Source organism: Stenotrophomonas sp. P5_A8 (genome assembly GCF_056400545.1).
In genome coordinates, this window is record NZ_JBFULB010000014.1 from 15,366 (window position 1) to 28,329 (window position 12,964).

The following is a 12,964-nucleotide window of genomic DNA, read 5'->3' on the forward strand; positions in this document are numbered from 1 at the left end:
TAGCCGGTGGAGATGGCAGTTTGCAGCACCACAGGGTGTCGCCCGGCCAGAGTTGCACTTGACGTGACACCGCCGCTAGGCTGGGTCCGGTCGCGCCGTGTCTCCGGTGCGGCCAGGCACGCTCCTTCCAGCTGGGGTCCTTGCATGCGTTCGTTGCCCCAGGCAGGTCCTTTCCGGCGGTCGCTGCTGATCGCCCTGGTCGTTTTTCTTGCCGCAGGATGCCAATCCACCATGAGTTCCCCGGCCCAGGCCGCGACATCGCCCCCGGCGGCAGGCAACAGCGTCCCGCTGCGCTTTGTCCAGCACAACGTCGACGCGCACTGCTATGACACGCTCACCTGCAGTGTGGTCTACGCAGGCGATGAGCTCACTCGCAGCCACCTCGACACCCCCTCGCCAGCGGCCACCGATGGCCACCGCGACCGCTGGGGGTTTGCCAGCCACATCGGCGTGCGCAACTTCCCGCCGCCGGCGCAGCTGCGCTGGACGTCCAAAGATGGCAGCCAGCATCAGGCAGAGGTGGACATCGGCGCGATCTTCGCCGACCAGAAGGTGCTGCACCGCGTGCCGGGGGAGGAGATCCCTGACGGTGCCTTCGTCGGCCCGGCCGGCGAGCCCAGCATCTTCATTGAAGTGGACGACCGCACCGTGCGGGTGTTCATGAAAATGTTCATTCCCACCCGCAGCTTGCAGGTGGCGGGCAACCCGGACAGTGACTTCCGCGCCGATCTGATCGAAGCGTGGCACCGGACCTACTAAAGCACGGGGCAGGGATATGCCAGACGACAAACATGGAATCGGCCGCGACGGCCTGCGCGAGGATGGGGTATCGCATTACCCGGCCGACGCCGCCCGGCTGCAGAGCTACACCGACGCCCGCCGGGCATTGGGCACCCTGCAGGTGCCTGTCCTGCTGCACGTCGGTGATCCCCATGAACGCCTGTATGTCGCCGCCTTCGACGGCACCGGCAGCGACGCCGACAAGGATCCCGGGCATGCCACCAACGTGGCCCGTATCCGCGACCAGGTCCAGGCGCTCAACGAATCGGGGCAGACCCAGGTGCGCGCCGGCTACGTCGCCGGCCCCGGCACCCAGGACAACCTGATCGACCGTGCCTGGGATGGCGCCCGCGGCCACACCTACGACGAGCGCCTGGAGCAGATGTACCGGCAGTTCATCGAGCAGGCCAAGCAGTGGCGTGCTGACGACCCGCAGGTGCAGATCCGCGTCGCCGACATCGGCTTCAGCCGCGGTGCCGAGCAGGCGGCCGGCTTCGCCCGGCTGGTGCACGAGCGTGGCATCCAGGACCCCTCCGGCGCGCGCTACACCCGCGATTCGCACGGCCAGATCACCGACGTGCAGTACACCCGGCCGCCGCTGGTGGCACCCGGGCAGGTCGCCCAGGCGGTGGGCCTGTTCGACCCGGTGGGGACCGGCGAGCCGGCGCGCGACCACGACCGGCGCCTGCCCCCGTCGGTGCTGTCCGGCCTGCAGATCATTGCCGACGACGAACGCCGCAGCCTGTTCCGCTCCACCCACATCATCGACCCCGGCCTGTCCGCCGACGGTCGCTTCCTGGGCGTCAGCGTCGCCGGCGCACACGTGGACATCGGCGGCGGCTACCACCGCGACGGCCTCGGGGTCCGTAGTGGCAACCTGATGGTCGACTATCTCAACGGCCTCAGTGACACGCCCCTGCTGCAACGTAAGGCGGAACCGGATGACCCACGTCTCACTGTGGTGCACCGTTCGGAGGAGGGGTCACTGCTTTATCGGCTCGGGTCCAAGGTCGACCGCAGCACGCCGGATGGCTACATCGAACGGCTGGTGCCCAAGGGGCAGGTCGACAAGGTCGAAGACCCCTACAACGCCGAAGCGGTCGATCCGCACCTGCGTGCACGCTTCCCATCGCGGGCCGTACCGATTGCGGCCGGGCAGGACCAGCCGGTTGCGGCGGTGCCGCCGGGTCCGGGACATCCGGATCGTGCGCTGTACGCTGCCATTCGCGACAGGCTGCCGTCCTCGGTGTCCGACGAACAAGTCATGCATGCCACGGTCCTGGCCAAGGAGAGCGGCGTCACCGCCATCGACCGCCTCCAGGCCCAGATCCATGACGGCCACGCATTCGTCTCACAGACCTTTCCGCCGGGCTACCGGATCAGCATGGATCTGTCAGAAGCCGTGCCAGACCTGGCGACATCACTGCAGCGATCCCACGCATTGGATGCTGCCTTGCTCCCCCCATCCGACGCGCAGCCCCACCGCGAGTTCTCCCGATGAGCGGCGCCGACGGAGTTCACAGATTGGGGCAGCCCCTGCCAATCTTCACATGGCCTTCATCAGATTTTTCTGATTGGCATCACGTGCTGCTTCGCTTAGCATGCGCGCCAAGGTCCTTGGCCGGGGAGCATCGCTGATGGTCGAGTATCCGCATCCACTGCAGTCCAGAGGGCGCTATCAACTGGTGGCCCTGACAAATTCACCGGTGTACAGTCCGGCGGATGTGTTCGGCTTCGCCGTGCTCACCTCTGAAGGGGCCAGGATCACCGAGGTCGTGTCGCTCGACGATGCGCACAGTCAGTGGGAGCGGTTGCTGGCGAAGGATGAAGCGGTAAGCGTGGAAGACGAAATCGTAGAAAAGCGCACGACATCGCGAAAGCGTCGGCGCTAGTCGTAGCGTCCTTGGGGGACGCATCATGGAGGATTGGGGATTGTCCACGCAGAAGATCGTTGTCGCCGCAGGGCTGACCCTGGTGACCGTGCTTGCCGGCTATTGCTTTGCCGGGTATCTCACCCTGCTGCTGCTCGGGCTGGATACCGCGCTGTTCAAGTGGAACACGTACTACCAGTATGTGCAGGCCCTGGACCAGCCGGCGGTGGCCCCCTATGTGACCAAGATCAAGCTCGGCGGCGTGCTTGGCTTCGGCCTGCCGTTGCTGCTGTACCTGGTCGTGATGTTCCTGGTGTTCAAGCCGAAGAAGAAGTCGCTGCACGGCGATGCGCGCTTCGCGGCGGCCGCCGATCTGGCCAAGCACGGCCTGTTCAAGAAGACCGACAACGGCATCGTGGTCGGCAGCTTCGGCGGCAAGCTGGTGCGGCTCAGTGGCCAGCAGTTCGTGATCCTCGCCGCGCCGACCCGCTCGGGCAAGGGCGTGGGCGTGGTCATCCCGAACCTGCTGGAATACGGCGAATCGGTGGTGGTGCTGGACATCAAGCAGGAGAACTTCGACCTCACCAGCGGCTGGCGCGCCAGCCAGGGGCAGGAAGTGTTCCTGTTCAACCCCTTCGCCGAAGACCGCCGCACCCATCGCTGGAACCCGCTCAGCTACGTGTCCGATGACCCCGCGTTCCGCGTGTCGGAGCTGATGAGCATCGCCGCGATGCTGTATCCGGACGGCTCGGACGACCAGAAGTTCTGGGTCAGCCAGGCGCGCAATGCGTTCATGGCCTTCAGCCTGTACCTGTTCGAGAACTGGGACGACGAGCGCCGCATGGGCTTCCCGGGCGGGCAGGGCACGCCCACGCTGGGGGCGCTGTTCCGCCTGTCCACCGGCGACGGCAGCGACCTGAAAAAGTACCTCAAGGCCTTGTCCGGTCAGCGTTTCCTGAGCAGCAACGCCAAGTCGGCGTTCGCCAACATGCTGTCCCAGGCCGATGAGACCTTCGCCTCGATCATGGGCACCTTCAAGGAACCGCTCAACGCCTGGATCAACCCGGTGCTGGACAAGGCCACCAGCGACAACGACTTCCTGCTCACCGACCTGCGCAAGAAGAAGATGACCATCTACATCGGCATCCAGCCCAACAAGCTGGCCGAGAGCCGCCTGATCATCAACCTGTTCTTCAGCCAGATCATCAACCTCAACACCAAGGAACTGCCCAAGTCCAACCMGGACCTGAAGTACCAGGTGCTGCTGCTGATGGACGAATTCACCGCCATCGGCAAGGTCGACATCATCGCCTCGGCGGTGTCCTACATGGCCGGCTACAACGTGCGCCTGCTGCCGATCATCCAGTCGATGGCCCAGCTGGACGCCACCTACGGCCGCGACGTCTCGCGCACCATCATCACCAACCACGCGCTGCAGATCCTCTATGCGCCACGTGAGCAGCAGGATGCCAACGACTACTCGGAGATGCTCGGGTACACGACGATCCGCAAGAAGAACGTCACCCATGCCCGTGAGAAGACCCACAACTTCACCGAAGAGCGGCGCGCGCTGATGCTGCCGCAGGAGTTGAAGGCCATGGGCAACGATCATGAGGTCTTCCTGTACGAGGGCATCCCGCACCCGGTCAAGTGCGACAAGATCAAGTACTACAAGGACCGCTATTTCACCTCGCGGTTGCTCCCCAAGACCACCGTACCAAATCTTCAGATATGACCAAGTACGCGTGAAGACGTGTGATGTGCGTCAAGGTTTCGACAATTTCAGACAGTTTTTGTTTATTCTTTGACACTGGATTGACGCGTAGGTGTGGCATCGTATTTGTGATGGCCGTTCTATGCGGTGTGAAAAATTCGTTTTTTAGTACGGCGTCGTAGACACGGCGCTGAAGCAGTTGCCAAGGGGAACATGGACGGCTTTTCTCGAATTGGACGTGATGTTGGTGCCGAAGTGAGGCGACGGGGCCGGGCAAGTTGTCCGGGACGCCTTCACATCGAGACGTGCAGCCACGGGCTGCAGGGGCGGGGCGGGGGCCCGGTCGCATCATCCACCGATGATGCTCGGCTGCATCTGCAATCGATACCTGCACGCTCGGCGTAACCCGCCGGCGTCGGTTGTCGTTGCTCCAATTCCAGTAGATCCGCTATTCCGTACGTCAAAGGGAAGTCCGTATGAAGCATCCGCATATCTCAAAGGGTTTCATCGCCGTTGCCGCCGTTGTGATGCTGGCCGGCTGTGCCACCAAGCCGGCGCCGGATATCGGTGGCCGCTGGAAGCCGGTGAACCGTTTTGCCAGCACCACGATGGAAATTCCGCTGTACACCAGCTACGTGTACCAGGCCACGCCGATGGACGGCACCCTCAAGACCATGCTCGAGCGCTGGGCCAAGGATTCGGGGATGACCCTGGATTACCGCATCAGCTCCGATTACACGCTGTACGGCGTGGTCTCCACGATCAGCACCACCAATCCGCAGCAGGCCGTGATCGACCTGAGCAGCGCCTATTCGGCGCAGGGTGTGTCGGTGTCCATCGTCGGCAACCAGATCGTGGTGCAGAGCGTGGCCTCGAGCGTGTCCCAGGTCGGCGCCGATGCGTCGCACGGCAGTTGATGGTCTCGTTCCAACGCTGATGTGAGGTGCCCGGCGCAATGCGCCGGGGTGCCATGCCCTTTGATGTTCCAGCAGTACGGATGAATTCCATGTTCCGAAAGAAGGACGCAGGCAACAGCCCGAAAGTCGACCAGGCCGTCGCGAAGGCGGTGAGCTACGAGTTGACTGTCGCAGACATGGCGCGCCGCAGCGAACGTCGTGCCTGGTGGGTGGCGGGTGCTTCGCTGGTGATGTCCCTTGCCCTGGCCGGTGGCTATTACTACATGCTGCCGTTGAAGGAGAAGGTGCCGTTCCTGGTGATGGCCGATGCGTATACCGGCAATGCCACGGTGGCGCGTCTCAGTGGCAATTTTGGTGCCCAGAGCATCACCGCCAATGAGGCCATCAACCGGAGCAATGTTGCCCAATACGTTCTGGCGCGCGAATCGTTCGATTCGGCGGTGATGGGGCTGCGCGACTGGGATCTGGTGTTCACCATGTCCTCCGAGCCGGTTGCCGCCAGCCAGCGCCAGCGGTACGCGAACAACAACCCGCAGAATCCGGTCTTCGTCTATGGGACCAGCAAGGCGATCCGGGTGAAGATCCTGAGCATCACGCCGCTCGGTGCCGAGCCGAACGGCAGCTTCAAGGGTGCTTCGGTACGCATCCAGCGCAGTCTGCTGGACAAACGCACGGCAGTGTCGCAGTTCCTGGACAACCAGCTGGTGACCATGCGCTTTGAGTACCGCACCAATCTTGCACTGTCTGAACAGGATCGCGTGCTGAACCCTCTGGCGTTCCAGGTCACCGAGTACCGCGTCGACAACGATTACGCACGCGGAGTTCCGGTGCCGGACGACGCGGCGATGGCCAGTCAATCGGCGCAGGCCGCGCTGGCCAACCAGGCTGCGCAGGCCGCAGCATACGATCCGAACAATCCGGCTGCGGCCACCGTGATCGACCCGGTGACCGGTCAGCCGGTTGCGGCACCCGTGCCGGTCCCGCCGACACCTGGGCAGATGGTGCCCGGGCAGGCTGTGCCCGGCCAACCGATGCAACAAGGCGTCCCGGGGCAGCTCGCGCCGGGACAAGCGATACCAGGACAAGTCGCGCCGCGGCAGCCGGCTCAAATGCCGGGCCAACGTGTTTCCACCGGAACTGCTGAGGGAGCAAGCAACCGATGAGTAGTAGCAAAGTTTGGTGGGCCGCGTTGGCCCTGTTGCCGATGCTGTCGGCGTTCTCTGCTCCGGTAGCGGCGCAGGCGGTTGACCAGTATGAGTATGAGAAAGACCGCATCTATCCGGTCCGTACAGGCTTGGGTCTGACCACTCAGATCGAGCTCAGCCCCAACGAGAAGATCCTGGACTACAGCACTGGCTTCAGCAACGGCTGGGAGCTGACCCGTCGCGAGAACGTGTTCTACCTCAAGCCGAAGAATGTTGACGTGGATACCAACATGATGGTGCGCACGGAGACCCATTCGTACATCTTCGAACTCAAGGTGGTTGCAACCGACTGGCGCCAGCTTGAACAGGCGCGTCGCGCAGGCGTGCAGTACAAGATCGCTTTCAGCTATCCCAGCGATACCGAATTCGGCACGGCGCAACAGGCCGTCGAAGAGGAGGTCAAGCCGCTGTTGAGTGCGGAACTGGCCAAGGATCGTCAGTACAACTTCGACTATTCCTACTCGACCCGCAGGGCGAAGAAGATGGGCTGGTTGATTCCGGTCAACGCCTACGACGATGGACGTTTTACCTATCTGAAGCTGCCGGCGTCGCCGGAGTACAAGACCGGCATTTTCCCGGCGGTGTTCGGCCGTGAGACCGAGTACGGCGAAGATTTCGTGGTCAACACCACGGTTGAGGGCAACTCTCTCATCGTGCACGGAACCTACCCCTACCTGGTCATCCGCCACGGTGATGATGTCGTCGGTCTGCGAAGGAACGTGAAGAAATGAGCCAGCACAACATTCCCGGCAACGAGCCGAACAACGGACATGACGACCAGCGCTACAACGCTGGCAATGGGCCGGATGAAACTCCGAACAACCCGTATTACGGCAGGAGCCAGGCTGAGCAGGCACCGAACCTGGATGCGGGCGCACCTCAGCTGCGGTCGTCCGAAGAGCAGCGCCTGAATCGCAAAGCACTGCTGTTCCTCGGCGGCATCCTGGTGCTTATCATTGCCATGGGTTTCCTCCTGCTGCGGAAGTCCAGCAGCGATTCGGACGCGCCGACCAAGCTCAATGAGACTGCACGCGTTTCCACGCCGGAGCTGCCGACCGTAGCACCCACGCAGGCCCCGCCGACGATGGCTGAGCCGATTCCGATGATTCCGCCGCTGCCAACCGAGCCGCGCGGCCCCATTCGGCCTGATTCGGATCTCGGGCAGGCGATGTCCGCTCCCCAGGTGGAACGCGGCCCTACGCTGCTTGATCGCCGCATAAGCGGTGGCGGCGGTGTGTCCGATGGTCAGTCCGGTGAGGGCGGCAGCGCTGGCGGTATGGACGAGTACACCCGCGCGATGCTGGCGCAGATGAGTGCAAACAGCCAGCCGCAACAGCCGCAGCAGCAGAAAACGCGTCGCGGTCCGGATGTGGAGGATGTGTCCAACGCATCCTTCATCCGCAGCCCGGACGCACTGCTTGTACGCGGCACGTATCTGCGATGCGTGCTCGAAACCCGCATCATCACTGACGTCGCGGGCTACACCTCGTGCCTGCTGACCGAACCGGTGTACTCGATCAACGGCCGCAGCCTGCTGCTGCCCAAGGGTTCGAAGATCTACGGTGCGTATGGTGGCGGCCCGACCGGTGAGCGCGTCGAGGTGATCTGGGATCGCATCACCACGCCGAACGGCATCGATGTAGCCATGTCCAGCCCGGGCATCGACCAGCTCGGCGGTGCGGGCCATCCAGGTCAATACAGTGCGCACTGGGGCAGTCGCATCGCCTCGGCGCTGATGATCAGCCTGATCGCCGACGCCTTCAAGTACGCCGCCGCCGAGCACGGACCGGAAACCACCACGGTCACTGGCAGCGGTCTGGCCGTGCAATCGCCGTACGAAAGCGCCACTGCGCGCAGCATGGAACGCCTGGCCAACGAAGCAATGAGCCAGCGCCGCCCGCCCACCGTTACCATCAACCAAGGCACCGTGGTCAGTGTCTATGTGGCAAAGGACGTCGATTTCAGCGACGTGCTGCCGCAGCGCCGCTGACCCTCTGGATCAACCATGGACGCCGAAGTGGCCCCTGTCGCCGATGTTTCCAGTGAATTCCTGAGATACCAGTACGAGGTCTTGGGCATTCACCAGTACATGACCTCGCCCGATGTGACGGAAATCTGTATCAACCGTCCGGGCGAGGTGTACCTGGAAACCAATGCTGGTTGGCAGCGTGTGGAAGTTCCCACGCTGACCTTCGAGCGTGCGCGTCAGTTCTGCACGGCCGTGGTCAACGAGAGCAACACCGGGCAGCGCATCACCGATGCCGATCCGGTGGTGTCACTGACGTTCCCGACCGGACAGCGTGCCCAGTTCGTGATCCCGCCGGCGTGCGATGCCGGCAAGGTGTCGATCACCATCCGCCTGCCGTCCAAGCACACCAAGACGCTTGAGCAGTATCAGAGCGATGGGTTCTTCAACCAGATCCTGGAGCAGGGCGCCGGGCTGAGCGAGCAGGACAGCGAGTTGGTCGAGCTGCGGCAGTCACGCAACTATGCCGAGTTCTTCCGGCGTGCGGTGATGTACCGCAAGAACATCGTGGTGTCCGGCGCGACCGGCAGTGGCAAGACCACCTTCATGAAATCGCTGGTCAACCACATTCCGGCCAGCGAGCGCCTGGTGACCATCGAGGATGCGCGCGAGCTGTTCATCAGCCAGCCCAACGTGGTTCACCTGCTGTACTCGAAGGGTGGGCAGAGCGCCAGCAATGTCACCGCCAAGAGCTGCATGGAGGCGTGCCTGCGCATGAAGCCCGAGCGCATCATCCTGGCCGAGCTGCGCGGCGATGAGGCGTTCTACTTCATCCGCAACTGCGCGTCCGGCCACCCCGGATCGATCACCAGCTGCCATGCCGGCAGCCCGGAGCAGACCTGGGACCAGCTTGCCTTGATGGTCAAGGCGTCTTCTGAAGGCTCCGGTCTGGAGTTTGCCGTGATCAAGCGCCTGTTGATGATGACCATCGACATCGTGGTGCACATCAAGGCTCACGCCGGCAGTCGCTACATCACCGGCATCGATTTCAGTCCCGAGCGCGCCTTGGCGCAGGCAGGATGAGATGGTCATCATGACTTTCAAAAATCTGAATATGGATTTCACGCAGGCCGAAGCCTTGCATCCCTACGTTGGACATGTGGCTTGTCACCTGTCGTCCGCATGGAGGTTGGACTGATGTTGCCCGGACTGGAAGCGCTGGCGTGTCCTGAAATGGCCGTGTCCATGGATGTCATGCAGCACGTGATCAATGTTGAATCCTCGCGCAACCCGTACGCGATCGGCGTTGTCGGTGGTGCGCTCGTTCGTCAGCCCAAGCAGCTTGACGAGGCGTTGGCGACGGTGCGCATGCTTGAAGAGAAGGGCTACAACTTCTCCATCGGGCTGGCCCAGGTCAACCGCTACAACCTTGCCAAGTACGGTCTGGATTCCTACGAGAAAGCGTTCCAGCAGTGCCCGAACCTGCAGGCCGGCTCGAAGATCCTGGCTGAGTGCTACGGGCGTTCAGGCCAGGACTGGGGCAAGTCGTTCAGTTGCTACTACTCCGGCAATTTCACTACGGGTTTCCGCCACGGCTATGTGCAGAAGGTGTTCGCTTCGATAGCGCGCCAGCGCGGCAGCCAGGTGGCCGCCAATGGTGCAGTGGCTCCGATCGATGTCGTCAGTCGTTCGCAGCGACGTGTCGTGGACGTCGCCCACCATCCGCAAGTCAGCTCGCCTGCCCAGGCGGTGATGAGTGCCCGCATTGCGCCGGAGATTGTGCCGGCAGCGCGTGCATATGCCCAGGCAGCGCTGGACCCGGCGCGCGCCTATGAGGTGTATCCGTCCACCGGCGCCATGGTGCGCGGTGGCCTGACCAGGACGGCGGATGCGGCACTGTCGCGGGTCGTCATGGGGGCCCTCGATCACGCCTTGCCAGCGCAGGCTGCCATGCCGTCACCCATTGCGGCCCCCGAGCTTCCAAGCCAGGAGGCGCCGCCGTCCGGAGGGCCGGTTGTGGTGCGCCCGTGGAGCGAAAGAAATACACCCCAGGCAGTTCCCGCGCCGGCCGTTACGGCTCCGCGGCCGCCTGTACAGAACATCCCTGCTGGGGATGCAGCCTTCGTGTTCTGACGAAGTCGTCGCACGGCCAGCCACCCGGCGCGGCCGATTCAGTTGTGTTTGACCATCAACAAGGAAATCACCAATGAAGCGTACCAATCTCGATCTGACCCAGACCCAGCGCACGCTGAAGACCATGCTGATGGCTGTCGCCTTCGTTGCCATGGCGGTCGTGCCGGACGTGTTTGCCCAGGGCACCAACTTCGGCGGCACGGATGAAAAAGTCTGCGGCTTCTTCACCAACATCAACGGTCTGCTCAACATCGCCTCGATCGCGGTGGTCACCATTGCGGTTATTTTTGCCGGCTATCAGATCGCCTTCGCGCACAAGCGCATCGGTGACGTCGCCCCGATCCTGATCGGCGGCCTCCTGATCGGTGCCGCTGGCCAGATCGCCAAGATGCTGCTCGGCGATTCCTCGAGCTCCAACTGCGGTGGCAGCGCTGCTGCCGCTCTGTACAACGCAGTCCAGTACTACAGTGCATAAGAACGTGCTGTTCCGGGGCTGCACACGCCCGGCCATGTTTCTGGGCGTGCCCTACGTCCCGTTCTTCCTGGTTGCAGGTGGCCTGTTGCTGCTCAGCATGTACTTCGACATGCGGCTGCTGGTCACCATTCCGATCGCCATTTTCGTCATGCGGCATATGGCCAAGCGCGACGAAATGATCTTCCGGCTGATCGGTCTGCGTCTGCAGTTCAAGTTCAAGGCGCGGAACCTACAGGACCATGACGGGATGTGGGTGTTCACGCCCAATCACTACCGCGACAAACAGCCGCCGTCGGTCTGAGGCGTCAGGCAGCACGCTGGGCAGGCGATCCATCTCGCCTGCCCAGTCCAGGCAAGAGCTCCACCTCCGCAGCATCTTCATTGGAAGCAGGCATGTTCAGTCCCGATACGTCGATCAGCGAATTCATTCCCCTGTCGTCCCATGTGGCGCCGACGGTCGTCAAGACCACGGGTGGCGATTTCCTGTTGACCTGGCACTTGGAAGGGCTTCCTTTCGTTGGGCGCGAGGATTGGGAGCTGGAGCACAAACACAACACGTTCAACCGGCTCTTGCAGACGCTACGCGCGCCAGACTTCGTCAACGTGGCTTTCTGGGTGCACGATATTCGCCGCAGGCGCCAGCTCAAGGCGCGCAGCCAGTTTGGTCAGCGTTTCAATCAGGATGTGTCCGACCAGTACATGGGCATGCTGTCTTCGCAGCGCATCATGCAGAACGAGCTGTACCTGACCATGCTCTACCGCCCTGTGGTGGCGGGCAAGCGGATGATGGACAAATCGTCCAACGTGACCAAGCTGCAGGCAGAACAGGACCAGGCCATTGCGACCCTGCTGGAAATGGCGGGCAACGTCGAGGCGGTCATTCGCGACTACGCCCCGTATCGCATGGGCATGTACGAGGCCAAGAACGGTCAAGTTTTCTCCGAAACGCTGGAGTTCTTCGGGTATCTCCTCAACCGGATCGATGAGCCGGTGCCGGTGTTGAGTGCCCCGGTGAAGGACTATCTGCCGGTCAGCCGGCACATGTTCTCCGCCAAAACCGGCGATTTCGTCGTCAGTACGCCCAACGGTGTGAACCACTTCGGCGCCATCCTCAACATCAAGGAGTACGCCGAGGGAACCTATCCTGGCGTGCTCAATGGGTTGAAGTATCTCGATTTCGAGTACGTCATCACCCATTCGTTCAGTCCGATGGGGCGACAGGATGCCCTCAAGGTGCTCGACCGTACCAAGGGCATGATGATCTCTTCAGGCGACAAGGCCGTCAGCCAGATCATCGAGCTCGACCAGGCCATGGACCAGTTGTCGTCGGGTAATTTCGTCCTGGGTGAGTATCACTTTCTGATGGCGGTCTATGCGGACAACCAGGAAAAACTCTCGGGCAACATCGCCGCCACCCGCGCCGAGCTGTCCAACGCGGGTTTCGTGTCGACCAAGGAAGATCTCGCTGTCACCTCGGCGTTCTACTCCCAGCTGCCTGGCAACTGGCGCTTCCGTACGCGCCTGGCCAGTGTGAGTTCGCTGAATTTCCTCGGCCTGTCACCCCTGCATAACTTCGCTACCGGCAAGCAGCACAACAACCCGTGGGGCGACTGCGTTACCACGTTGCAGACCACCAACGGGCAGCCGTACTACTTCAATTTCCACGCGACCCACCCCTCGGAAAACTCACTGGGTGAGAAGGCGATTGCCAACACGATGGTGATCGGTAAGTCCGGCACCGGTAAGACCGCGCTGATCAACTTCCTGCTCAGCCAGGTGCAGAAATACGATCCGTCGCCGACCATCTTCTTCTTCGACAAGGACCGTGGCGCGGAGATTTTCGTGCGCGCCTGTGGCGGGAATTACCTGGCGTTGGATAACGGTCAAGCCACCGGCTTCAACC

The 12,964-nt window shown here is 62.5% G+C and carries 13 protein-coding genes; all 13 read left to right on the top strand.

The features are described 5' to 3' along the window. The first annotated feature begins 231 nt into the window (after window positions 1–231). A complete protein-coding gene (locus AC1DQP_RS02180; RefSeq protein WP_457321116.1) occupies window positions 232–759 on the top strand; it encodes a hypothetical protein in 528 nt (175 codons plus the stop codon). Between the two features lie 16 nt (window positions 760–775). Further along, window positions 776–2,281 carry a phospholipase effector Tle1 domain-containing protein gene (locus AC1DQP_RS02185; RefSeq protein ID WP_457321118.1) on the top strand — a complete coding sequence of 502 codons (1,506 nt, stop codon included), beginning with the start codon at window positions 776–778 and terminating at the stop codon, window positions 2,279–2,281. A 100-nt stretch (window positions 2,282–2,381) separates the two neighbouring features. Then, window positions 2,382–2,672, top strand: coding sequence for a hypothetical protein (locus AC1DQP_RS02190; RefSeq protein ID WP_256774393.1), 291 nt, complete (start codon window positions 2,382–2,384; stop codon window positions 2,670–2,672). Window positions 2,673–2,712: 40 nt separating this feature from the next. Continuing rightward, window positions 2,713–4,386, top strand: a complete 1,674-nt coding sequence (locus AC1DQP_RS02195) for a type IV secretory system conjugative DNA transfer family protein (protein ID WP_478051024.1) — start codon at window positions 2,713–2,715, stop codon at window positions 4,384–4,386. A gap of 455 nt (window positions 4,387–4,841) precedes the next feature. Continuing rightward, window positions 4,842–5,282, top strand: coding sequence for a toxin co-regulated pilus biosynthesis Q family protein (locus AC1DQP_RS02200; protein WP_256774391.1), 441 nt, complete (start codon window positions 4,842–4,844; stop codon window positions 5,280–5,282). 89 nt (window positions 5,283–5,371) lie between these two features. Next, window positions 5,372–6,445, top strand: a complete 1,074-nt coding sequence (locus AC1DQP_RS02205) for a VirB8 family type IV secretion system protein (protein WP_457321415.1) — start codon at window positions 5,372–5,374, stop codon at window positions 6,443–6,445. Continuing rightward, the gene (locus tag AC1DQP_RS02210) at window positions 6,442–7,218 is read left to right on the top strand and encodes a TrbG/VirB9 family P-type conjugative transfer protein (protein WP_478051025.1); all 777 of its coding nucleotides are present in this window, start codon (window positions 6,442–6,444) and stop codon (window positions 7,216–7,218) included. The genes AC1DQP_RS02205 and AC1DQP_RS02210 overlap by 4 nt, the downstream gene beginning before the upstream one ends. Continuing rightward, window positions 7,215–8,477 (top strand): TrbI/VirB10 family protein, encoded by a 1,263-nt coding sequence (locus AC1DQP_RS02215; RefSeq protein ID WP_478051026.1) that lies wholly within the window; start codon window positions 7,215–7,217, stop codon window positions 8,475–8,477. The genes AC1DQP_RS02210 and AC1DQP_RS02215 overlap by 4 nt, the downstream gene beginning before the upstream one ends. A 15-nt stretch (window positions 8,478–8,492) precedes the next feature. Beyond that, entirely contained in the window at window positions 8,493–9,536 is a 1,044-nt protein-coding gene (gene virB11, locus AC1DQP_RS02220) for a P-type DNA transfer ATPase VirB11 (RefSeq protein ID WP_256774387.1), read from the top strand. A 114-nt stretch (window positions 9,537–9,650) separates the two neighbouring features. Next, the gene (locus AC1DQP_RS02225) at window positions 9,651–10,586 is read left to right on the top strand and encodes a lytic transglycosylase domain-containing protein (RefSeq protein WP_478051027.1); all 936 of its coding nucleotides are present in this window, start codon (window positions 9,651–9,653) and stop codon (window positions 10,584–10,586) included. Window positions 10,587–10,659: 73 nt separating this feature from the next. After that, on the top strand, window positions 10,660–11,061 hold the full coding sequence (locus tag AC1DQP_RS02230; RefSeq protein WP_478051028.1) for a TrbC/VirB2 family protein: 402 nt from the start codon (window positions 10,660–10,662) through the stop codon (window positions 11,059–11,061). Beyond that, window positions 11,054–11,362, top strand: a complete 309-nt coding sequence (locus tag AC1DQP_RS02235; protein ID WP_457321726.1) for a VirB3 family type IV secretion system protein — start codon at window positions 11,054–11,056, stop codon at window positions 11,360–11,362. Before AC1DQP_RS02230 ends, AC1DQP_RS02235 begins: the two co-directional genes overlap by 8 nt. A gap of 92 nt (window positions 11,363–11,454) precedes the next feature. After that, window positions 11,455–12,964, top strand: a 1,510-nt coding sequence (locus tag AC1DQP_RS02240) for a VirB4 family type IV secretion/conjugal transfer ATPase (RefSeq protein WP_478051029.1), incomplete at its 3' end; no start/stop codon positions are given.